A 20,759-nucleotide genomic window follows, 5' to 3' on the forward strand; every position below is an offset into this window, starting at 1 on the left:
CGTGAAAAAGGGAAACGGATTATAATGCAAATTTTGTTTTCAGGCAGCCTGAAAACAAAATTAACCAGCCGATTTGGTGGACAACATCGCTTGTCGCAAAATTTCATTCAAACGTGTTTGGTAGCCTTTGCCATCTTGTTTGAGCCACGCCAACACATCAGCGTCAATCCGCACGGTAACTTGTCGTTTTTGTGGGCGATACAGTTCGTTAAACCGTTTGGCATTTGCCCAAAATTCATCGGTTAAAGGGGGAATGTCGCTGTAATCAATGTCTTCATCACGAATGGCTGCCATACGCGCCATATCTTCTGCTGTGGGTTCGGGGATTTCGTTGGCTTTGTATCTAATGATTGTCATAGTTTTTCCTTTCCTGCTTGGTTGCTTTACGCGCGGAAATAATGCGAACAACGGTATTTTCATCATCATCAAGATAAGTGTGCGCGACCAGCAATAATTGTTCTGAACCAACCATACCGATTGTTTGCCAACGGTATTCGCCATTTTCAAATCGGTCTTGTTGGGTAATGCAATTTGGGTCATCAAAAACTTTGGCAGCATTGGCGAAACTGATGCCATGTTTTCGGAAATTGCTTTCCGCCTTGTTCTCGTCCCATTCAAAAATCATGTTTTCCATGCCAAAATTATAACGACAAAATCATCACAACTTCAAGCTGTATGGTTTTTCAGGCAGCCTGAAAATCAGGCTTTCGCACCATAAATCATTTAGGCAAAAAAAGCAGAACACATGGCTTGGCAATCAGATAGGCAAACAAACCCGTTATGATGTAAGCAATCAGCAAGCCGACCAAAACAATCAAGCCTTTTACAATGCCCACCATTTGCCAACCTTGTTCAACCAGCGCGTCCACCGATGTGAAACCAATGTAAATGCCAATGATTAAGCCGATGGAAAGTTGTACCGCTTGTACGGCAATTCGTGTGGCAATATGGCGATGTTCTTCTGTGTCAATCAGTTGGAATTGGTGTGCGCGCCAGCCTGCATACACGGCAGGTATGGCAACCAAAATCATGCTCAATAAATGTGAAATCAAATCATGGGGCATGGCTGACACAGCGAATGTTTGTGCAATAAACAAACACAGCAGCAAAACACCATACCAACCTGCAAATAATGCCAATGTTAATGTAATATGATTTCTCATCATTCAATATCCATTTCAGGCTGCCTGAAAAATCACTGCATATCGTGGGCAAACAATCGTTCACGCGCCATTTGCTCAAACGGTGTGCCTGCGCGACCGTAATTGGCAAAGGGGTGTATGGCAATGCCGCCACGCGGTGTGAATTCGCCAAACACTTCAATGTATTTGGGGTTCATCAATTTAATCAAATCTTTCATGATGATGTTCACGCAATCTTCGTGGAAATCGCCGTGATTGCGGAAACTGAACAAATACAGTTTCAGCGATTTGCTTTCCACCATTTTCACATCGGGAATGTAGCGAATGACAATGGTGGCAAAATCAGGTTGCCCCGTCATCGGGCAAAGGCTGGTGAATTCGGGGCAAACGAATTTGACAAAATAATCGTTGTCGGGGTGTTTGTTGTCAAAGGCTTCCAGCACTTCGGGGGCGTAGTCGCTGCGGTATTCGGTTTTTTGGTTGCCCAGCAGGGTTAAGCCGTGTAACTCTTGTTCGTTTCGCATGATTTTCTCTTTTAAATCAAATATTTTGTTGATTAGGTGGCAGGTGTTGCGACAGCCACATTTTAATTAAGGCTTGACGTGCAACCCCCAAATTTGCCGCTTCACGGTCTAAACTTTCCAGCATCCACAATGGAAAATCCACGTTTACGCGGCGTGTGGCGATTTTGTTTTGATGAACGCGTGTGGCTTGACTCAAATCCAAATATTCTAAAATATCTTCTTGATTGTCATCAAACTTTCGCTCAAAAACTTCGGTATCAATGGGTTTCATACAGCATTTTCTCCTTATCACGTGAACGGCGAACTGAAATTAAACGAATTTTGCCATTGCGATGCGTGTAAATGGCTGACCAATGTTTTTCGCCAATGATGCCAATGGCAAGATGACGGATTTCAGGCTCTGTTTGAATGGGAATGCTCAATAATTGGGGGTCTTGCCACAAATATTGTGCGGTTTCAAAATCAATGCCGTGTTTGGTGTGATTGCTTTGGCTTTTGTTTGGGTCGTATTCAAATTCAAACATGTTAATTGCGCTTAAAATATACCTATTAAGCATATTTTAGCAATCATTTTGATGATGTCCAAATGTTTTTCAGGCTGCCTGAAAATTCAAAATAATTGATTTTGTTCAATATAATCTGCCACTTTTTCAGGCAGCCCATTTCGCCTGTTTTTGCCAGCCGCCCAATTTGCACGAATTTCGCTGGAACTGATGTCCCTGTTTTCCGCATTGAGCAAAATCAAATCGCCCGATTGCAACGCCGTGCCCAACCACGAATGCAATTCGCGCGGTGCTTGCGCCAAATTGCCGCCTGTTCGGTTGGCGACCACCATTTTCACTTGCCGAACAAGACTTTGCCAATTTTTCCAAGTGTGCAATTTCAGCAAACTGTCCATGCCCAGCAGCCAGTAAAATTGGGCATTGGGATAATATTGTTTGAAAATCTGAATGGTATCAATGGTATAAGTTGCCCCTTCGCGCACCACATCGCAATCGCTCACGGCAAATTGGGGGCTGCCTGAAATCGCCAATTCCACCATTTTCAAACGGTGTTCGGCGGGCAACAAATCGGTGTTTTTGTGATACGGCTCGCCAGCAGGCAGAAAAATCACGCAATCCAAACCGCATTGTTGGGCAAATTTTTCGGCAATGTGCAAATGTCCATTGTGTATGGGGTTGAATGTACCGCCAAATAATCCTATTTTTTTCATAAACTTAATCATCAAAACGGGCAATGTATTTTTTCGGTTCAGGCAGGCTGCTTATCCACAAAGACGCAAGCAACAAAATCAACACCGCACTGAAAAATGCCGCACTCCACCACGCCAAAGGCACGCCCAACACTTTGTACACTTCGCCACACGCGCCTGTGCCGCGAATAATCGGCTCGTACCACTCAAAAAATGGTGCGCCACGCAAGCGGAATGTCCACGGTGCGCCACAACTGGGCTGCTCCATAAGTGGCAGACTTTGCAGATGAATTTGTTTCGCAGCAATGTACAAACCGAAAACGGCTGGCGCGGCAATCGCCACAAAAGCGGCAATTTTGCGGTTAATCACTTCCAAATCCAACAACAACATCGCCCATGCCAGCACCGCCACGCCAATCAATGCCACGCGCTGCTGAATGCACATCACGCAAGGGTTCATGCCAAACGCATATTGCGCGGTAAACGATGCCGCCACGCCCAAAGCCGATACCCATAAAACCGTCCAAACCGCCAAGCGGTATTCTTTTAACATTCTGATATTGTGCATATTTTTAAAAAACTCCATCAAGCAAACACGCATTATACGCTTTTTTGGTATGATTCGCGGTTTTGGCTGTTTTCAGGCTGCCTGTAATCTGTCTCCTCCCACACTTGCGGGGAGGGGGTAAATTGCTGGCAACGGCAAAAATCATGGTGTACCGTTAAAGCAGCCTGAAACCTTTTCCCCACAGAAACCAACATGATAAAAAATTTCAAACCCATATTTTTCATGGTTTTTTTAAGCCTGACTTTGCAAGGTTGCGTGGTTGCCAGCGCGGTGGATTTAGCCGCCAGCACCGTTTTAACCGCAGGCAAAATCGCCGTAAAAGGCACAGGCACATTGATTGAAGCCGTCATTCCCGATGGCGATGACGATGATGACAAGAAAAAAAAGAAAGCAAAACAATCCGATGAATAATCCCCATACCACACCAGCCGCTCTGGTGATTTTTTCGGGCGGACAAGATTCCACCACTTGCCTGTTTCAAGCGATTGCCGAATTTGGCGCGGCAAACGTGCAAGCCATCACTTTCCACTACGGACAACGCCACGCCATTGAGCTGGAACGCGCCGCATGGATGGCGCAAGATTTGGGCATCAAACAAACCGTGTTGGATTTGTCGCTCATTTCCAGCATCACAAACAATGCCTTAATGGACAGCAATGCCCAAATTGACGTTTCAGGCAGCCTGCCCAACACCTTTGTGGACGGACGCAATGCCCTGTTTTTGCTCTATGCCGCCATTTATGCCAAATCACAAAACATCAAAACGATTTTCGTGGGCGTATGCGAAACCGATTTTTCGGGCTACCCCGACTGTCGCGATGTGTTTGTCAAATCCATGAATGTGAGCCTGAATTTGGCGATGGCATACGATTTCAATATCCGCACACCCTTGATGTATTTAACCAAAAAAGAAACATGGGCTTTGGCAGACCAGTTGGGCGCGTTTGATTATGTTCGCCAACACACCCACACTTGCTATTTGGGTGTGCAAGGCGGTTGCCACGAATGCCCCAGTTGCCAGTTGCGCGAAAAAGGTTTGCGCGAATATTTGGCAGAACGCGAATCGTGATGTTGCCACGAACCTCCCCCTCCCTCTATGTAAGGGGGAGGGCTGGGGTGGGGGTTAGAGACTCAACGTGCCACCCCCACCCTAACCCTCCCCCGCCAGACGGGGGAGGGAACAGATTTCAGGCAGCCTGAAAACTCAATTTATCCACACATATTCTTCGCCCATTAAATCAGTCAGTTGATTGAGCAAATCGCCATTCACATGAATGCGCCACAATGCAGCAGGCAGCATTTCGCCACGCACTTGCTCATCTTCATAATAAAAACGAATGGGAATGCGCTTTTGCGTTTCATCTTTGATTTCGGTGTGCGGTGCCAGCAATGTTGCCAGCTTGTCCACATCGTGTTGTGGCGACACCAAAATGTGCAAACAATTAACCCGCAAAATCCGCGCTTCATTGAGCGTCATCAGTTGCACCACCGACAAACGCAATTCGCCCTCTTTTCCAGCCAATTTGTCTTCACGAATGGCGCATTCGCACACCACAACTTGGTCGGCTTGCAACAGTTCACGCGCATTTTGTTGCACATGTTCCAACAACTTGCCGCTAATCAACAATTCCTGTTTGCCTGTGGTGTCTTCTAATTGCATGACCACAAATTTGCCTTTTTTGCCATTGATGGTACGCACCGATGTGACAAAGCCCCCAACCCAAGTCGTATTGCCAAATCGCGTGGGACGCAGCCTGCCCAATGGCGTTCGCGCAATTTGGCGCACTTCCGTTTCGTAGGGCGCAAAGGGGTGTCCGCTCAAATAAAAGCCGATTGCCAGCTTTTCCTCTTCCAATTTTTGGCTGGGCGACCATTCAGGCAGCTCAATCAATTTGACCGACTCCACCGCACCGTCTAAATCATCAAACAAACCGCCTTGATTGGCGTTGCTGGCGGTTTGGTCGGCGTGTTGCAATGCCAAATCAATGTTGCCCAACAACATGGCGCGATTGGGTTCAATATTGTCAAATGCACCGCCGCGAATCAAGGCTTCCAACACACGGCGATTGGCATGCTGTTTGCCCACACGCGCACAAAAATCCAAGAAACTGGTGAATTTGCCACCGCGTTCGCGTTCCGCCACAATGGCATTGACTGCCGCCTCGCCTGTGCCTTTAATCGCGCCCAAGGCGTAGCGGATTTCCCTGTTGGCATTGGGAATGAATTGGTAAAACGATTCGTTGACATCAGGCGGTAAAAATTTGATTTTGTTGAGTTTGCTTTGTGCATCATCGTAAAACGCTTTAAGCTGGTCGGTGTTGTCCAACTCGCTGGACATGGTTGCCGCCATAAATTCGGCAGGATAATGCGCTTTAAGCCACGCAGTTTGAAACGACACATAAGCATAAGCCGCCGCATGCGATTTGTTGAAACCGTATTCGGCAAATTTTTCCATATAATCAAAAATTTCATCGGCTTTTTCGCGTGAAATGCCTTTTTTGGCTGCACCTTCGGCAAAAATATCGCGCTGTTTGACCATTTCTGCGGCTTTTTTCTTGCCCATGGCGCGGCGCAACAAATCCGCCCCCCCCAAAGAGTAGCCCGCCAAAACTTGGGCTGCCTGCATTACCTGTTCCTGATAAACCATAATGCCATAGGTGGGCAACAACACCGATTCCAGCAAAGGGTGCAAATATTCAAATGCTTCGCCCTTCATGCGCGCCACAAAATCGGGAATGTTTGCCATGGGGCCGGGGCGATACAGCGACACAAAAGCAATCAGCTCTTCAAATTGCGTGGTATGCGCTTCTTTGAGCATTTTTTTCATGCCTGTGGATTCAAACTGAAACACGGCGGTGGTGTTGGCATCGCGGAAAATTTGGTAGGCTTTTTGGTCATCAAGTGGGGCAACATTGACATCGTTTACATCAATGATTTTGCCTGTGGTTTGTTTGATGAAATTTTGCGCCATTTCAATGATGGTTAAATTGCGCAAACCCAAAAAGTCAAATTTGACCAAGCCGACTTCTTCCACATCGCCTTTGTCATACATGGACACGGGCGATGAGGATTCATCGGCTTGATACACGCCACAAAAATCGGAAATTTTACCAGGGGCGATTAACACGCCACCTGCGTGCATACCCAAGTTGCGCGTCAAATTTTCCAATTTCAATGCCAAATTGAGCAGTTCTTCGGCTTCTTCTTCTGCAATAATGCGTTCAATTTCGGGTTCGGCTGCCAATGCTGCCTTTAAAGCCAAAGGTTTGTTTTGCACAACGGGCACCAGCTTGGAAAGGCGGTCGCACAAACTGAACGGCAACTGCAACACGCGCCCTACATCGCGTATCACGGCTTTGGACGATAAAGTACCAAAGGTTACAATTTGGCTAACGGCATCTTTGCCATATTTTTCACGCACATATTCAATCACGCGCCCTCGGTTGGCTTGGCAAAAGTCAATGTCAAAGTCGGGCATGGACACGCGCTCGGGGTTCAAAAAGCGTTCAAACAGCAATGCGTATTTGATGGGGTCTAAATCTGTGATTTTTAAGGCGTATGCCACCAGTGAACCTGCGCCTGAACCGCGCCCCGGCCCTACGGGGCAACCGTTGTTTTTTGCCCAGTTGATGAAGTCTTGTACAATCAAAAAATAGCCTGAAAAGCCCATTTGTATGATGGTTTTTAATTCAAAATCAAGCCGTTCTTGGTATTCAGGCTGCCTGATGGCGCGTTCGGCTTCATTGGGAAACAGGGTTTTCAATCGCGCTTGCAAGCCTTCGTTTGATAATTGGACGATGTATTCGTCAATGGGCATATTATTGGGCGTGGGAAAATCGGGCAGGAAATTTTTGCCCAACACCAATTCCACATTGCAACGCTTGGCTATTTGCACGCTGTTTGCCAAGGCTTCGGGAATGTCGGCAAAACGCTGCTGCATTTCTTCGGGCGAAATGAAATATTGGCTGGCAAAAAATTCTTTGGGGCGTTTGGTGTCGGCAAGCGTCCAGCCGCCTGCAATGCACACGCGCGTGTCGTGTGCCATGAAATCATCGCGCGACAAAAATTGTGTGGGGTGCGTGGCAACCACAGGCAAATCCAACGCCGCCGCCAATTTCAGGCTGCCTGAAACGCATTTGTGGGTATCGGGTTTTTCAGGCAGCCTTTGCAATTCCAAATAAAAGGCGTTGGGAAACCATTTGGCGTATTTTTGGGCGGCGGCTTGGGCGGCGGCATCGTGTCCCAACAAAATTTGGCTGCCCACTTCGCCCCAATGCGCGCCCGACAAGCAGATTAAACCCGAATTGTCGCCCTGTTCCAGCCATGTTTCGCGTAATTGTGGCAGATGAAGGTGGCGGTCATCGGCTTCATAAGCCGCCGTGAGCAGCTCCGACAGGCGCACATAACCTTGCATATTGCGTACCAACAATAAGGCGCGATGGGCTTGCTCGGGGTGAGCCAAATTTTCCACACGCACATCGGCACCCAAAATGGGTTTGATGCCTGCACCTCGGCATTCTTTGTAAAATTTGACCAAACCAAAGGTGTTCATCAAATCGGTTAAAGCCAAGGCGGGATATTGATATTCAACGGCTTTTTCCGCCAATTCGTCTAGGCGCACCATGCCATCGGTAATGGAATATTCGGAATGTGTGCGCAGGGGAATGTAAATGGGTTCGCTCATCATCGTGGCAATGGGGCTGGGTGGAAAATGCGTCCATTTTAACAGAAAACGTTTTTTCCACCCCAAAAAGCCCGTTCAGGCTGAAACTTTTGCAAAAATCGGTTCGTAGGGGCAGATTTCATATCTGCCCCGTTTGAGCTTGTGGCAATTTTCATTTTTATCAATAAATTGAAAAAAGGGCGGATATGAAATCCGCCCCTACGTCAGCTTGCAAGTGGGTTTTGCAAAGGTTTCAGGCTGCCTGAAAAGTCGCCAAAAGCACCGAGTCTTTTTTGTTATAATGACTGCCAATTTCAACCCCAGCCGAGTTTCAAAATGACCCACCCTCAACCCAAAACCATCAACAAAATCCGTCAAAACAGCATTTATTTATTGCCCAATTCCTTTACCCTAGCGGCACTGTTTTCAGCGTTTTACGCGATTACCGAATCCATGCACGACCGTTTTGGAACCGCCGCCATTGCCGTGTTTGTGTCCATGCTGCTTGATGGTATGGACGGGCGCGTGGCTCGCCTCACCAACAGCCAAAGCGCATTTGGCGAACAATTAGACAGCTTGGCAGACATGGTCAGCTTTGGCGTTGCCCCAGCCTTAATCGTGTACAACTGGCAACTTTACGAATTTGGCAAATTGGGTTATGGCGTGGCGTTTGTGTATTGCGCGTGTGCGGCTTTGCGTTTGGCGTTGTTCAACACCTTGATTGGCAAAGTGGACAAACGCTGGTTTATTGGCATACCCAGCCCCACGGCAGCAGCATTGGTGGCAGGCTTAATTTGGCTGGACGATGCTTATGGCGGATTTGGTGGCATTAAATGGGTGGCATTGCTCATTACCCTGTTTGCGGGTTTGTCTATGGTGGCGCAAATCCCATTTTGGAGTTTCAAAGAATTGCACGTCAAACGCAAAGTGCCATTTATGACCATGGTGATTTTGGTTTTGGTGCTGATGATTGCCGCCACCGAGCCATCGTTGGTGCTGTTTGCCTTTTTCTTGGGATACAGTTTATCGGGTTATGTGATGTATGCGTGGCGCAAATTCAATGGCACCACACTCAACGTGCAAACCGACAGGCAGCCTGAAAACCCACTTTGCAACGAGCACAACCATGAATAAATTAAACGATTTCATTCGCAGCGAATCTGCCGCAGGCATGGTGTTGATGTTGGCAGCCATATTCGGTTTAATTGCCGCCAACACATCGTTCAGTGGCAGCTATTTTGCCGCCTTGCAAAGCAAATGGCTGGGATTGAGCCTGCTGCATTGGATTAACGATGGCTTAATGGCAATTTTCTTTTTGTATGTGGGCTTGGAAGTCAAACGCGAATGGCAGCAAGGCGAATTAAACAGCCCCAGCAAACGCATTTTGCCAGCCGCCGCCGCTTTGGGCGGTTTGCTGCTGCCTGCATTGATTTATTTGATGATAAACGGCACCCAACCGCCCCAATCCCAAGGTTGGGCTATTCCCACCGCCACCGACATTGCGTTTGTGTTGGGGGTATTGGCATTGTTGGGCAATCGCGTTCCCATTTCGCTGAAAATTTTTGTTACCGCCTTGGCGATTATGGACGATTTGGCAGCGATTGTGATTATTGCCGTGTTTTACACCGAAAAAATCGTGTGGTTTTATGCGATTTTGGCGATGTTGGTGCTGGCGTTCTTGTTTTATTTGAATGTGAAACGGGTTTACCGCAGCAAGCCCTATATCATAGGCGGCATCATTTTGTGGGTGCTGGTGTTGAACATGGGCATACACGCGACTTTGGCAGGGGTGTTGTTGGCATTGACGCTGCCCTTGCAACACCGCGACCATGCCTTTGATTCGCTGGCGTTAAAATGGGAACACGCCTTGCATTATTGGGTGGCTTTGGCGATTGTGCCGATTTTTGGTTTTGCCAATGCGGGGGTGTCGTTTGCCGAGTTTTCGTGGCAGATGTTGGTGTCGCCTGTGGTGTTGGGCATTGCTTTGGGTTTGTTGGTGGGCAAGCAGTTCGGCATTTTGGCGGCGGTGTTTTTGCTGCACAAATTGAAATGGGCAAGGCTGCCTGAAAACGCCACTTTCCCACAAATTTATGGCGTGGCATTGTTGTGCGGCATTGGTTTTACGATGAGTTTGTTTATCAGCTTGCTGGCTTTTGCTGGTGTGGATTGGCAAAATCAAGCCAAAGTGGGGGTGTTTTTGGGGTCGCTGCTGTCGGGTGTGGCAGGGTGTGTGGTGTTGCACAAAGCGGGGCAAAAATAGGCTTTCAGGCAGCCTGAAACACGATTTTTTGATGTTGCCACAAACCGACTCCCCTCCCCCTATGCAAGGGGGAGGGGAGAGGTTACAGGCAAGCAAACAATTTTTGTCGTGTACTGAAAAGCAGCCTGAAACACGATTTTTAAAATGCAATAATCATTTAGGTATTTTATGGCAAAAAAAAACATCGGCAATATGGTCATCAAACACATGGTAATCAAACACATGGTCATCAAACACATTGCCAATCCAAAAAACTGGACAAAAAAGAAATGGGCAGCATTGGGCGTGGCGGTTTTAACCGCTTGCGTGGTCAATCAATTTGACGGTGGCTCATCGCCCAAAGGCGCAGCCAAAAAGGGGCAAACCTATGCCGCCAAAGTCATCAAAGTGGCAGATGGCGACACCGCCACCGTATCCGACACACACGGTGCAACGCACAAAATCCGCTTTGCCTACATTGACGCGCCCGAAACCAAACAAGCCCACGGCATTGCCAGTCGCCAAGCCCTTGAAAACCTCATCAATGGCAAGCAAGTTCAGGTTTACGTTACCGATGTGGACAGATACCAACGCGAAGTTGCCGTCATCAGCATCAATGGCTTGGACGTGAATTATGAACAGGTCAAAAATGGCAACGCATGGCATTATCAAAGCTATGCCAAAAAATCTCAAAAATCAAGCGAATACAATAAATACAACGCCGCTTTTGAACAAGCCCAAAAACAAAAAATCGGCTTGTGGCAAAACGGCAAAAAACCGCAAGCCCCTTGGGAATATCGCGCACAACAACGTGCCGCACAGGGCAACAGCCAAAATCATCAACAAGACGATGAGTGATGATTTTCAGACTGCCTTGCATTACCCGACAAAAATCTTTCAGACTGTCTGCAACCTGTCCCCTCCCCTTCTGGCGGGGGAGGGTTAGGGTGGGGGTGGCTCTTTGCGTTTCTAACCCCCACCCCAGCCCTCCCCCTTACATAGGGGGAGGGGGCAGGTTTGTGGCAATATCAAAAAATGTCGTGTACTGAAAGGCTGCCTGAAACCCAATCCCCCCCATAAAAACAACGAGAATCCCCCCATGCACATTTCCGAATTTGATTTTGATTTACCCGAACAACTCATCGCGCAAAATCCCCCCCAAGTGCGCGGCAGCAGCCGATTGCTGGTCGCCACCCAAGCACAACAAATTGAAGACAAACAATTTGCCGATTTATTGGATTATGTGAATGCAGGCGATGTGCTGGTGTTCAACAACACCAAAGTGATGAAAGCCCGCCTGTTTGGACAAAAAGCAAGCGGCGGCAAAATTGAAGCCCTCATTGAGCGCGTGTTGGACGCGCAAACCGCATTGGCACACATACGTTCGTCCAAATCGCCCAAAGCAGGCGCAGAGCTGATTTTTGACGGCACAATCCACGCCACCATGGTGGAGCGCGTGGGCGAATTGTTCAAAATCCAATTTTCAGGCAGCCTGAACGTGTACGAGCTGCTCGAACAACACGGCGCATTGCCCCTGCCCCCTACATAGAACGCACCGCCCAAGCCGATGACGATGAACGCTACCAAACCGTTTATGCCAAACACCAAGGCGCAGTTGCCGCCCCCACCGCAGGATTGCATTTTACCGAAGAGCTGCTTTGCGCCCTCAAAAACAAAGGCATCGTTTTTGCCGAAGTAACCCTACACGTTGGCGCAGGCACCTTTCAGCCCGTGCGCGTAGAAAACATTGCCGAACACCAAATGCACAGCGAATGGTTTGACGTGCCAGCCGAAACAGTTGCCCAAATTCAGGCAGCCAAAGCGCGGGGCAACAAAGTGTGGTCGGTAGGCACCACATCACTTCGCGCGATTGAATCGGCAGCACGTTCAGGCAGCCTGAAAGCAGGTCAAGGCGACACCAACATATTCATCACACCCGGTTTTGAATTTCAAGTGATTGATTGTTTGATTACCAATTTTCACCTACCCAAATCCACCTTACTGATGTTGGTATCGGCATTTTCAGGCAGCGCGCGCATTCGCCAAATTTACCAGCACGCGATTGAGCATCAATACCGCTTTTTCAGCTACGGCGATGCCATGATATTGGCGCGAGCAGATTAAGGGCGAACGTGGCGTTGCGCCGCCACACCCACGCCGAGCCGCGCCCACCGATGCAGGCAGCACACCAAAAGACCATTGGCGCAAGCCCCAATTTGCAGTATAATGTCCCAATCTCCTATAAAAGAGCGCGCGGACGTGGCGAAATTGGTAGACGCACTGGATTTAGGTTCCAGCGCCGCAAGGCGTGAGAGTTCGAGTCTCTCTGTCCGCACCAAACTACAAAAAAGCAACCTTTTAGGTTGCTTTTTTTTCGTTTCAATTCGTTTCATACAATCAACCAAATCATTTATTTCAAACACTTTTTTCAAAAATCACAACAAACAATCACTTAAAAATCGTCTCATATTGTGCTTTTTCGTTTCATTGTATCAACCATTTTGTGTTGGTAAAATTGTTGGTAACGATTTCATTTTTACCAACAGAGCCGAAAAATGCCACTCAACGACCGCCAAATCAAAAACGCCAAACCCAGCGACAAAATTCAAAAACTTTCAGACGGCGGCGGCTTGTGCCTTGTGGTACACCCAAACGGCGGCAAGTATTAGCAACTGAATTTCCGATTTGACGGCAAACAAAAAACGCTTTCTATTGGCACTTATCCCACCATTGCATTAACGCAAGCCCGCGCCGCCCGCGAAACCGCCAAGCAACAAATCGCACAAGGCATAGACCCCGCCGCCGCCAAACAGCAACAAAAAACCGAAAGAGCCGCCGCCCGCGCAAACACCTTTCACGCCATCGCCGCGCAATGGCACGAAAAACAAACGCCCAAATGGAAACCCAATCATGCCGCCCGCGTATGGCATGGTTTGGAAATGGACGTTTTCCCGCAAATTGGCGGCTTGCCGATTGATAAAATTGGTGTGCAAGATGTGAAAGCGGTGTTAGACAAAATCGCAGAGCGCGGCGCATTGGTTACGGCAAAGAAAATCAGGGAATGGATAGGCGCGGTATTCAAATACGCCGCCATGTTGGAATTGACCGACCGCAACCCCGCCGCCGTGTTGTCAGGCTATTTGGCTCAAAATGAAACGGTTAATATGCCCGCTTTGCCGCGTGAAAGGCTGCCTGAATTTTATCGCCGCCTATTGTCCACACCAGCCGAAAGGCAAAACATCATAGGTATTTTATTGATTATGCTGGTGTTTGTACGCAATCATGAATTGCGCGGCGGCTTGTGGTGTGAGATTGATTTTCAGGCTGCCACTTGGACAATCCCCGCCGAAAGAATGAAACGCCCGCGCCCGCATATCATTCCGCTTTCAGATTGGGCGGTTGAATTGTTGCGCGAATTGCACGGCATAACGGGGCATACGCCGTTTATGTTTCCCAGTTCAAGCAGCAAAAGCGGCTACATCAGCGAAAACACATTAGGCAAAATCATCAACACAATGGGCTACAAAGGCATTGCCACGCCGCACGGATTTAGGAGCTTGGCAAGCAGCATTTTGAATGAGCAGGGCTTTAATCCCGACAGCATAGAGCGACAATTAGCCCATATTGATGAAAACAAAGTACGCGCTGCCTACAATCGCGCCGAATATTGGAATGAGCGCGTAGAATTTATGCAATGGTACAGCGATTATTTGAAAAGCCACTACCCGACCGAAAATTAAACCAACACCAGCCCGCCCATTCAATAGGTGGGCTTTTTCACGTTTTCAGGCAGCCTGAATGCCAAAAAATGCGCGTTTTTGATGATTTTTTAATCAAATCATCATCATAATTTGACAGAAAAGTGATAGAAATTGCGCGAAAAAAATCAAAATGGCGCGGCGGCTGGTGTGGATTAACGTGTTTTTCCATGCACGGCAAAACACGGCAATACACCGCGCCCAATTCCCCGAAAAATGATTACCACCCCCACTCAAACAAAAAAACCACAAAAAACATCAAAAAAAATACTCAAATAATTTAATCATTTGAAAAACAGCATGACGATAAAAAAGACCAACTTTACTACTTTGAGCATTAAAGAACATGGAAAAATTGAGACATTTTTTCAGTATTTTTCGTTCAAAAATCTCATAAGTTGGGTACTTAAACGGTACATCTCAAATCATTTCCACAAGTAACCTAAAACCCCTGTTTACTTACTGTTTACATTCTTGTATCTGCCCGTTTTCAGGTTCAGGGAAACATCTTTTTCATTTTTTCTCTAAATTTAATCCATGCAGTTTTTGACCGACTTTTGACCAGCATAGAAAAGTGTCAAAAATCCCGCGAAAAAATGACAAAACGAATGCAAAATTATCCTTTCCTTTCATGGCTTTACAATCGTGAAAAATTTTTGTAATTTTTAAAAAAGCAAGAACGCACACCAGCGTATTTTTTTATCAACCAAACCCAAAGGACAAGAAAATGAAAGACACCATTTTACGCATTGATGACACCGCCAAGAAATGCGGCTTTTCACGCAGCATGATTTGGGCGAAATTGAACCCAAACGACCGCCGCCATGATGACACATTCCCGCGCCCCATTCGTTTATCGGCGCGGGCAATTGGTTGGCTGGAAAGCGAAATTGATTTGTGGATTGCCACACGCGCCGAAAACAACCGCTTAAACACGGAAAACCGCGCATGAACCCTGTTTTTGATGATTTTCAGGCAGCTTGCGATTGGGTGGACGACCACACCAACCCCGAAAATGCGGGCGTGTTTGTGATTGAACAGACCGCCCCGCAAAGGTGGCAAGTCGTGGCAATGGCAGACACGCATAACAACCCCAAAGGGTGCATAACAACCTTTCCCGCGCAATGCCAGCCCCTAAAAATGGCTTTCAGGCTGCCTGAAACCACGCAAAAATCGTGAATTTGATAAAAATCAATCGCTTAATTTTTTTGACAAAATGCAATCGCGTATTTTGTTAAAAATAGGTTGTTATGGTTGTTATGCGTAAAAAAATCCATTAAAAACATTAAATTAAGCAGCCCGATAGGTTGTTATGTTGGTTGATATGTGGTTGTTATGGTTGTTATATTTTTAAAATCAAATACTTACAAATATTCATAGCAACCAAAAACGGCTTATAACAACCTATTTTCAGCAAGGTTGTTATGACTATTTCATTTTAAAACAATGAATTAAGTCGCTCATAACAACCTAACAACCATAACAACCACCTTTTGCATATATATACACTTTTTTCAGGCACATTTTTCAGGCTGCCTGAAAACAGAAAAACGGCGGCGCAACACCCCAAATCGCAACCATGCCCCGCCATTGCACCCAAACGCGCCCAAAACGCCATTTATGCCCGCGCATGATGTGGCACACCACCCACACAGTAAATCGCCTACAAACGCCAATTTAAGCCATTGGCAGCGATTGCCCCAAAAAACACTTGACGAACCCAACAACAGGGCGCAAAATAACCGCATTGCTTTCAATCAAGCAATCAGGTTTAGCAGCCTGAAAACGTGGCAAACCAGCCGCCCCAGCGTTCCCGCGTGTCTTGCACACCAGAGAACCACAAGCGGCATTTTCATGGTTTGCATTTCCCCTTGTCTTGCCTTTTTTATGGGAAACAGGGGGCGGGGAGCCTTATGGCTCGCTGGTACACGTTTCCAGTCTGCTAACCCGCCCTTTTGTTTCCCGCCTTGCGTTTAGCAGCGTAAGCGGGTTGAATAACCTAACGTGAAAAGGCAAATTCTCATGTCTCAATCCCCTATTTTTCCCCGCCCGCGCCAATGCGCCACACACCGCCGCGCCATTGGCACATTAACCGTGCAAACTGTACGCCGCTTTTCCTGCCTGAAAAAAGCCAGCGCATACACCGAATATTGCGCCCGCAATTACCAACATGACCGTTTTGTCATTCAAGGCGGCATGTGTGGTGTTTGGCTGGTGTGCCGTGTGATTGGCGGGGGTGTGTCATGACTGAACGCAATCCCCCATTCAAAAGCCATTCATGCGGATTAGGCACATTTTTGGATATTGCCAACCGCGCCATTTCCGAAAAATGCAGCAATGGCGAATACACCGCCGCCGATATTCAAGTATTGCAAGACAATGTTTTTATGAGCCTTTACCATTTGGGCAACATCGCCGAAATGTTGGGCATGGAACGCATTGATTACATGGACGACCCCTACAACACCAGCCATACGGCGTTAATGGTTTTCGGGCGGGCGGTGCAAGAAATGGCGTACACGCTGGACACAATCACACCCCATATCCGTAAAGCCCATATTGCCGCCGCACCCATTGTGGCAGATGACACTTTCCCGCCGCCCAATGGCTGCTAATTCGTAATCCCCCCTTTCCACAATTTGAGTAAAGCCGCTTTGCTGCCACACCAGCAAGGCAGCTTTCTTGCAAGCTGAATATTTCACAAGTATTTGATTTTAAATGATTTGTAATTTTCAGACTGCCTGAAACAAGGATTGAAACCATGACGTTACCCCACCAAAAACCCACCCACTACACCCCACCATTGAATGCGCCCGCCGCCGCTTTGGGCGTGAGCGTGAAAGAACTGAAAGCCGCCTTGCAATTTTTGGGCTGGATTGAACGCGGTATTTTCCCATTTCACGCCACGCCAGCCGCCGTGAATTTGGATTTGGCTTATCAGGAATGTGGCGGCAATGAATACGGCTGCCAAGTATCACGCATTCACATCACGCACAAAGGCATGGCACAACTGGCAGCTTATTTCAGGGGCGATTTATTGCCAGTCATTAAACAGTAAACAAAATAAAAGGAGCAGGGCGGCGGCGTGTTGCTTTGCCTGAAAATCCCCTTTCAGGCTGCCTAAACCGCCCTACCCTATCGCCTAACCCTATCCCCCCAAAGTGTTTTTGATTGAAAAGGGCTGTTTTGTCAGCAGGGCAGCAGTAATAAGTACTCTATTTTTAAGCAGCCATAAAACCACAGGAAAATTCAAAATGTTCACAAATAAACGTTCTACCCCAATTCGCCGCAGCACTTCGCCATACGCACAAGGGCGGCGTGAACCCAGTCCGACCATGCTGGCAAAAATCGTGTCTTTGCTGCCACCTTTGCCGCGTGTTTGGCGACAAAGCAGCCGCGTTATGGTGCAAAACGATGTTCACACCAGCCAAGAGCCGACACGTTACGGTGTAAAAATCACGCACCGCCACACGCAAACCGTCATTCACGAAACCCATACCGAAATCAACAAGGTATAAAAATCATGGAAATCAACTCTTTGCATATTTTACTGGCATTTATCATTGGGCTGTTTTGGGGCGGCATTTGGCTTGGTTTGGCTTGTCGCCACGAATTGCAACAATGGCGCAAATACGCCGCCGAATGTGAAAACGAGATTGCCTATTTGGAAAGGCAGCTTGATGTGGAGCAACGCATTTATGCCCGCCTTGAAACGCAATTAGCCGCCAAATTTTCACGCGCTGAAACATTCAGGCAGCCTGAAAACAATGATGATGAAAACACATCAGCCGAAACCGTTATCACACAAGACCAAGCCAACCCCGCCCGCTATATTTTTACCACACAGGATTAAGACCATGTTTCAACACACTTTGCAGGATATTAAAGCCGCCGCGCAATGCAATTGGCAAGCCATTCACGCCGCGCTTGGTATGCCCGCCCATTTGACCGATAAACGCAAACATCAACCCTGCCCCGCGTGTGGCGGCAAAGACCGTTACCGCTACACCGATTTTCAGGGCAATGGCGGCTTTATTTGCAGCCAATGCACACCGCAAGGCGGAAGTGGCTTTGATTTGCTTATGCTGGTGTTTGGCTTGAATTTCAATGAGAGCGTGAAAGAAGTTGCCGCCGTATTGGGCATGAATAACCATGCACCCATGCCACACCAGCCGCGCCAAACCGCCACATCATCGCCCAAACCCACCATTGACCGCTTATCCGAATTGCAGCAACGTTTTCAGGCTGCCCATGCGGTAACACGCAATGGCGCGATTATGGCGTATTTGGCGGGGCGTGGTTTGCCTGAATGGGCATTGCCCGCCGCCGCCATTCGGGAAACGGTAGCAGATTATTGGGCGCAAGATGTACGGACTAATCAGCCTTTGCACATGGGGCGGTTTGCTTGCATGGTGGCAGCAATCACATTGCCCAATGGCGAATTACAGGGCTTGCACCAAACCTATTTACAACAAGACGGCAACACATGGCGCAAACTCAATATCACGCACCCGCAAACCAATGAGCCATTGCCCGCCAAAAAGATGTTTTCCCGCTTTTCAGGCAGCCTGAAAGGGGCGGCGGTACACATGGAACGGGCAGACGATAAAGGGCGGCTGTTAATCGCAGAAGGTGTGGAAACCACATTAGCCGCCCGCGCCCTATTTGGTTTGCCCACCGTAGCCGCATTGAGTGCCAATGGTATGCGTGGCTTTGAAATTCCTGCTGGTGTACAAGAAATCTACATTTGCGCCGACAACGACCACAACAGAGCAGGTTTTCGGGCGGCACATGATTTGGCAGTACGCGCCATTAAACAGGGCTTAACCGCCCACATTTGGCAGCCTGAAACGGCGGGATTAGACGCACTAGACGAATACCACCGCCGCCATTCACAGCCACAATCATAAACAAAAAGGAAAAATCATGGAAAAACAATCACAAAACAATCCATTGAACGAATTTGAACAAGCCAGCATTCAGCCCTATTATGATTGCACCCGCAACGGTGTTTACCACATCAGCATTGCCACAGACAGCAACGGCAATGTAAGCGAAAAGCCGCCTGTTCGTTTATCCGACCCAATCCGCATTATTGGGCGCGGTACAGACACGGCGGGCAATCATTATCGCGTAATTGCATGGCAAGACAGCTTTTCACACCAAACCCAAACAGCCGCCCTGAGAATGGCGGATATTGGCACCAATACAGGTTTTCAAAGTTTGCAACAACGCGGCATTACCGTTCACGCAGGGCGGCGCAAACGTGAATTGCTTGCCGATTATTTGCAAACACAAGGCGACACCAGCCCCTTTTATATTGTGGATAAAGCAGGTTGGCATGGTACAGATTACATTTTACCAAGCGGAAAAATCATTACAAAACAAAACAATAAAAACAAAAACACCCCACAAACCCTATACAATGGCGACACCAGTCAAGCCGCCGCCTTTTGCGTTTCAGGCAGCCTGAAAGAATGGCAAGCGCAAGTTAGCCGATATGCGGCGGGCAACAGCCGTTTGTGTTTGGCAATCGGTACAGCATTAGCCGCGCCCTTGTTGGCAATATTGGGTGAACAAAACGGCGGTTTCCACATTTACGGCAAAAGTTCAGACGGCAAAACCACCGCCGCCAAAGTGGGCTTATCGGTTTGGGGGCAGCCTGAAAAGATTAAAAACGCATGGAATGGTACAGCTTTGGGTTTTGCCAATGCCGCGCTTGCCCGCAACGACAATTTCATGGTGTTGGACGAAATCGCCGAATGTGAGCCGCATATCATTGCCAAAACCACCTATTCCGTTATCAACGGCAAATCCAAATTGCAAGGCGCAAAAGACGGCGGCAACCGCCAACAATCCGAATGGCGCATTTTGATTTTTTCAACAGGCGAATACGATTTAAAAAATTACATTGAACGCGGCGGCATGAAGTGGGAGGCGGGGCAATCGGTACGTTTGCCCAGTTTGCCCGCAATGGTACGCTATGGGGTGTACGACCATTTACACGGTTTTCACAATGGCGCGGCATTGTCCGACCACCTACTACACACCATAAATCAGCAACACGGCGCGGCGGGCGCGGCATGGATTGAAAAACTGCTTACTTTGGACGTGGAACGCATACAGGCTGCCCGCAATGCGTTTATGCAAATTTTGCCTGAATTGAATGGGCAAGCCTTGCGTGTGGCACGGCGTTTTGCGATTGTGGCGGCGGCTTTGGAATTGGCAAATGAGATTACAGGGCTTGCGGCTGGTGTGGGTATGGCGGGCATAAAGCAATGTTTTGATGACTGGTTTTCAATCAATGGCAATATGGATTATGAAACCCGCGCCATTTTAGACCAAACAGAAAACTTTATGCAGTTGTATGGCGAAAGCAGCCGTTTTGTAGAATGGAATAATCCTTTTGTTAATCACGACCACGCGGGCTATTTCCGCGAAATAAACGAGAAAGCCAAGCGTAAAGAGTTTTGGATAGTGCCTAGCGTGTTTGAAGATGAAGTTTTACGCCATACCGATACGCAACAAGGCTGCTTGGTTTTGCATAAAGTAGGCTGGTTGCAAAAGCCCAAAAGCGGCAAAGGCTGGAAACAACAACGCTTTCAAAAAGGGCGGTATTATGTGTTATTGGGTATGGAGTTGCCAAATATTGAAAGCCTATTTGATGATTAAC

At 47.9% G+C, this 20,759-nt stretch carries 24 protein-coding genes, 1 tRNA gene and 2 pseudogenes; 18 read left to right on the forward strand and 9 right to left on the reverse strand.

Going from position 1 to position 20,759, the window contains the following annotated elements:
- Nucleotides 1-60: 60 nt before the first annotated feature.
- From H3L97_RS00925 to H3L97_RS00960, 8 genes are all read right to left on the reverse strand, one after another.
- Nucleotides 61-357, reverse strand: coding sequence for a BrnA antitoxin family protein (locus H3L97_RS00925; RefSeq protein ID WP_097113724.1), 297 nt, complete (start codon nt 355-357; stop codon nt 61-63).
- Entirely contained in the window at nt 344-625 is a 282-nt protein-coding gene (locus H3L97_RS00930; RefSeq protein WP_097113825.1) for a BrnT family toxin, read from the reverse strand. The genes H3L97_RS00925 and H3L97_RS00930 overlap by 14 nt, the downstream gene beginning before the upstream one ends.
- A gap of 94 nt (nt 626-719) precedes the next feature.
- A complete protein-coding gene (locus tag H3L97_RS00935) occupies nt 720-1,166 on the reverse strand; it encodes a hypothetical protein (protein WP_143269103.1) in 447 nt (148 codons plus the stop codon).
- Nucleotides 1,167-1,195: 29 nt separating this feature from the next.
- On the reverse strand, nt 1,196-1,669 hold the full coding sequence (gene queF / locus H3L97_RS00940; protein WP_097113726.1) for a preQ(1) synthase: 474 nt from the start codon (nt 1,667-1,669) through the stop codon (nt 1,196-1,198).
- A gap of 13 nt (nt 1,670-1,682) precedes the next feature.
- Nucleotides 1,683-1,937, reverse strand: coding sequence for a type II toxin-antitoxin system BrnA family antitoxin (gene brnA / locus H3L97_RS00945; protein WP_097113727.1), 255 nt, complete (start codon nt 1,935-1,937; stop codon nt 1,683-1,685).
- Nucleotides 1,924-2,190 carry a BrnT family toxin gene (locus H3L97_RS00950; protein WP_097113728.1) on the reverse strand — a complete coding sequence of 89 codons (267 nt, stop codon included), beginning with the start codon at nt 2,188-2,190 and terminating at the stop codon, nt 1,924-1,926. The genes brnA and H3L97_RS00950 overlap by 14 nt, the downstream gene beginning before the upstream one ends.
- An 86-nt stretch (nt 2,191-2,276) precedes the next feature.
- Nucleotides 2,277-2,879: a nicotinate (nicotinamide) nucleotide adenylyltransferase gene (gene nadD, locus H3L97_RS00955; RefSeq protein WP_097113729.1), complete on the reverse strand. Its 603-nt coding sequence runs from the start codon at nt 2,877-2,879 to the stop codon at nt 2,277-2,279.
- Between the two features lie 4 nt (nt 2,880-2,883).
- Nucleotides 2,884-3,411: a disulfide bond formation protein B gene (locus H3L97_RS00960; protein WP_097113826.1), complete on the reverse strand. Its 528-nt coding sequence runs from the start codon at nt 3,409-3,411 to the stop codon at nt 2,884-2,886.
- A gap of 207 nt (nt 3,412-3,618) precedes the next feature.
- On the opposite strand from H3L97_RS00960, the gene H3L97_RS00965 reads away from it, so the two are divergent.
- Together H3L97_RS00965 and queC are read left to right on the forward strand one after the other, a co-directional pair.
- Nucleotides 3,619-3,837 (forward strand): NF038104 family lipoprotein, encoded by a 219-nt coding sequence (locus tag H3L97_RS00965; protein WP_179655782.1) that lies wholly within the window; start codon nt 3,619-3,621, stop codon nt 3,835-3,837.
- Nucleotides 3,830-4,495 carry a 7-cyano-7-deazaguanine synthase QueC gene (queC, locus tag H3L97_RS00970; RefSeq protein ID WP_097113732.1) on the forward strand — a complete coding sequence of 222 codons (666 nt, stop codon included), beginning with the start codon at nt 3,830-3,832 and terminating at the stop codon, nt 4,493-4,495. The genes H3L97_RS00965 and queC overlap by 8 nt, the downstream gene beginning before the upstream one ends.
- A 135-nt stretch (nt 4,496-4,630) precedes the next feature.
- Here queC and dnaE read toward each other — a convergent pair whose 3' ends face one another.
- Nucleotides 4,631-8,110 carry a DNA polymerase III subunit alpha gene (gene dnaE / locus H3L97_RS00975; RefSeq protein WP_097113733.1) on the reverse strand — a complete coding sequence of 1,160 codons (3,480 nt, stop codon included), beginning with the start codon at nt 8,108-8,110 and terminating at the stop codon, nt 4,631-4,633.
- 315 nt (nt 8,111-8,425) lie between these two features.
- Between dnaE and pssA the strand changes: the two genes are divergently transcribed.
- From pssA to H3L97_RS01055, 16 genes and pseudogenes are all read left to right on the forward strand, one after another.
- A complete protein-coding gene (pssA, locus tag H3L97_RS00980) occupies nt 8,426-9,223 on the forward strand; it encodes a CDP-diacylglycerol--serine O-phosphatidyltransferase (protein WP_097113734.1) in 798 nt (265 codons plus the stop codon).
- Nucleotides 9,216-10,349 carry a Na+/H+ antiporter NhaA gene (gene nhaA, locus H3L97_RS00985; RefSeq protein WP_097113735.1) on the forward strand — a complete coding sequence of 378 codons (1,134 nt, stop codon included), beginning with the start codon at nt 9,216-9,218 and terminating at the stop codon, nt 10,347-10,349. Before pssA ends, nhaA begins: the two co-directional genes overlap by 8 nt.
- 168 nt (nt 10,350-10,517) lie before the next feature.
- Complete coding sequence (locus tag H3L97_RS00990) at nt 10,518-11,186, forward strand: thermonuclease family protein (protein WP_097113736.1); 669 nt, start codon at nt 10,518-10,520, stop codon at nt 11,184-11,186.
- 241 nt (nt 11,187-11,427) lie between these two features.
- A pseudogene (gene queA, locus H3L97_RS00995) lies at nt 11,428-12,452 on the forward strand (tRNA preQ1(34) S-adenosylmethionine ribosyltransferase-isomerase QueA).
- Nucleotides 12,453-12,581: 129 nt separating this feature from the next.
- A tRNA-Leu gene (locus tag H3L97_RS01000) sits at nt 12,582-12,666 on the forward strand.
- Nucleotides 12,667-12,883: 217 nt separating this feature from the next.
- Nucleotides 12,884-14,068, forward strand: a pseudogene (locus H3L97_RS12195) (tyrosine-type recombinase/integrase).
- A gap of 745 nt (nt 14,069-14,813) precedes the next feature.
- Nucleotides 14,814-15,038 carry a helix-turn-helix transcriptional regulator gene (locus tag H3L97_RS01010; protein ID WP_034294982.1) on the forward strand — a complete coding sequence of 75 codons (225 nt, stop codon included), beginning with the start codon at nt 14,814-14,816 and terminating at the stop codon, nt 15,036-15,038.
- Nucleotides 15,035-15,265 (forward strand): hypothetical protein, encoded by a 231-nt coding sequence (locus tag H3L97_RS01015; protein WP_097113738.1) that lies wholly within the window; start codon nt 15,035-15,037, stop codon nt 15,263-15,265. The genes H3L97_RS01010 and H3L97_RS01015 overlap by 4 nt, the downstream gene beginning before the upstream one ends.
- A gap of 314 nt (nt 15,266-15,579) precedes the next feature.
- The gene (locus H3L97_RS01020; protein ID WP_179655783.1) at nt 15,580-15,720 is read left to right on the forward strand and encodes a hypothetical protein; all 141 of its coding nucleotides are present in this window, start codon (nt 15,580-15,582) and stop codon (nt 15,718-15,720) included.
- Nucleotides 15,721-16,108: 388 nt separating this feature from the next.
- The gene (locus tag H3L97_RS01025; RefSeq protein ID WP_097113740.1) at nt 16,109-16,333 is read left to right on the forward strand and encodes a hypothetical protein; all 225 of its coding nucleotides are present in this window, start codon (nt 16,109-16,111) and stop codon (nt 16,331-16,333) included.
- On the forward strand, nt 16,330-16,701 hold the full coding sequence (locus tag H3L97_RS01030; protein WP_097113741.1) for a hypothetical protein: 372 nt from the start codon (nt 16,330-16,332) through the stop codon (nt 16,699-16,701). The genes H3L97_RS01025 and H3L97_RS01030 overlap by 4 nt, the downstream gene beginning before the upstream one ends.
- Before the next feature lie 146 nt (nt 16,702-16,847).
- Entirely contained in the window at nt 16,848-17,144 is a 297-nt protein-coding gene (locus tag H3L97_RS01035) for a hypothetical protein (RefSeq protein WP_097113742.1), read from the forward strand.
- 196 nt (nt 17,145-17,340) lie between these two features.
- The gene (locus H3L97_RS01040) at nt 17,341-17,604 is read left to right on the forward strand and encodes a hypothetical protein (RefSeq protein ID WP_097113743.1); all 264 of its coding nucleotides are present in this window, start codon (nt 17,341-17,343) and stop codon (nt 17,602-17,604) included.
- A gap of 5 nt (nt 17,605-17,609) precedes the next feature.
- Nucleotides 17,610-17,939 carry a hypothetical protein gene (locus H3L97_RS01045; RefSeq protein ID WP_097113744.1) on the forward strand — a complete coding sequence of 110 codons (330 nt, stop codon included), beginning with the start codon at nt 17,610-17,612 and terminating at the stop codon, nt 17,937-17,939.
- Nucleotides 17,940-17,943: 4 nt separating this feature from the next.
- The gene (locus H3L97_RS01050; protein ID WP_097113745.1) at nt 17,944-18,996 is read left to right on the forward strand and encodes a toprim domain-containing protein; all 1,053 of its coding nucleotides are present in this window, start codon (nt 17,944-17,946) and stop codon (nt 18,994-18,996) included.
- A 16-nt stretch (nt 18,997-19,012) separates the two neighbouring features.
- Entirely contained in the window at nt 19,013-20,758 is a 1,746-nt protein-coding gene (locus H3L97_RS01055) for a DUF927 domain-containing protein (RefSeq protein WP_097113746.1), read from the forward strand.
- Nucleotide 20,759: the final 1 nt, after the last annotated feature.

This window comes from Alysiella filiformis (assembly GCF_014054525.1).
In the GTDB taxonomy this organism is placed as follows: domain Bacteria; phylum Pseudomonadota; class Gammaproteobacteria; order Burkholderiales; family Neisseriaceae; genus Simonsiella; species Simonsiella filiformis.

Excerpts from the sequence above, each read along its gene's own strand:
- H3L97_RS00925 (WP_097113724.1), bottom strand. The coding sequence starts at position 357 with ATGACAATCATTAGATACAAAGCCAACGAAATCCCCGAACCCACAGCA.
- H3L97_RS00930 (WP_097113825.1), bottom strand. The coding sequence starts at position 625 with ATGATTTTTGAATGGGACGAGAACAAGGCGGAAAGCAATTTCCGAAAA.
- H3L97_RS00935 (WP_143269103.1), bottom strand. The coding sequence starts at position 1,166 with ATGATGAGAAATCATATTACATTAACATTGGCATTATTTGCAGGTTGG.
- brnA (WP_097113727.1), bottom strand. The coding sequence starts at position 1,937 with ATGAAACCCATTGATACCGAAGTTTTTGAGCGAAAGTTTGATGACAAT.
- H3L97_RS00950 (WP_097113728.1), bottom strand. The coding sequence starts at position 2,190 with ATGTTTGAATTTGAATACGACCCAAACAAAAGCCAAAGCAATCACACC.
- nadD (WP_097113729.1), bottom strand. The coding sequence starts at position 2,879 with ATGAAAAAAATAGGATTATTTGGCGGTACATTCAACCCCATACACAAT.
- H3L97_RS00960 (WP_097113826.1), bottom strand. The coding sequence starts at position 3,411 with ATGTTAAAAGAATACCGCTTGGCGGTTTGGACGGTTTTATGGGTATCG.
- H3L97_RS00965 (WP_179655782.1), top strand. The coding sequence starts at position 3,619 with ATGATAAAAAATTTCAAACCCATATTTTTCATGGTTTTTTTAAGCCTG.
- queC (WP_097113732.1), top strand. The coding sequence starts at position 3,830 with ATGAATAATCCCCATACCACACCAGCCGCTCTGGTGATTTTTTCGGGC.
- dnaE (WP_097113733.1), bottom strand. The coding sequence starts at position 8,110 with ATGAGCGAACCCATTTACATTCCCCTGCGCACACATTCCGAATATTCC.
- pssA (WP_097113734.1), top strand. The coding sequence starts at position 8,426 with ATGACCCACCCTCAACCCAAAACCATCAACAAAATCCGTCAAAACAGC.
- nhaA (WP_097113735.1), top strand. The coding sequence starts at position 9,216 with ATGAATAAATTAAACGATTTCATTCGCAGCGAATCTGCCGCAGGCATG.
- H3L97_RS00990 (WP_097113736.1), top strand. The coding sequence starts at position 10,518 with ATGGCAAAAAAAAACATCGGCAATATGGTCATCAAACACATGGTAATC.
- H3L97_RS01010 (WP_034294982.1), top strand. The coding sequence starts at position 14,814 with ATGAAAGACACCATTTTACGCATTGATGACACCGCCAAGAAATGCGGC.
- H3L97_RS01015 (WP_097113738.1), top strand. The coding sequence starts at position 15,035 with ATGAACCCTGTTTTTGATGATTTTCAGGCAGCTTGCGATTGGGTGGAC.
- H3L97_RS01025 (WP_097113740.1), top strand. The coding sequence starts at position 16,109 with ATGTCTCAATCCCCTATTTTTCCCCGCCCGCGCCAATGCGCCACACAC.
- H3L97_RS01030 (WP_097113741.1), top strand. The coding sequence starts at position 16,330 with ATGACTGAACGCAATCCCCCATTCAAAAGCCATTCATGCGGATTAGGC.
- H3L97_RS01035 (WP_097113742.1), top strand. The coding sequence starts at position 16,848 with ATGACGTTACCCCACCAAAAACCCACCCACTACACCCCACCATTGAAT.
- H3L97_RS01040 (WP_097113743.1), top strand. The coding sequence starts at position 17,341 with ATGTTCACAAATAAACGTTCTACCCCAATTCGCCGCAGCACTTCGCCA.
- H3L97_RS01045 (WP_097113744.1), top strand. The coding sequence starts at position 17,610 with ATGGAAATCAACTCTTTGCATATTTTACTGGCATTTATCATTGGGCTG.
- H3L97_RS01050 (WP_097113745.1), top strand. The coding sequence starts at position 17,944 with ATGTTTCAACACACTTTGCAGGATATTAAAGCCGCCGCGCAATGCAAT.
- H3L97_RS01055 (WP_097113746.1), top strand. The coding sequence starts at position 19,013 with ATGGAAAAACAATCACAAAACAATCCATTGAACGAATTTGAACAAGCC.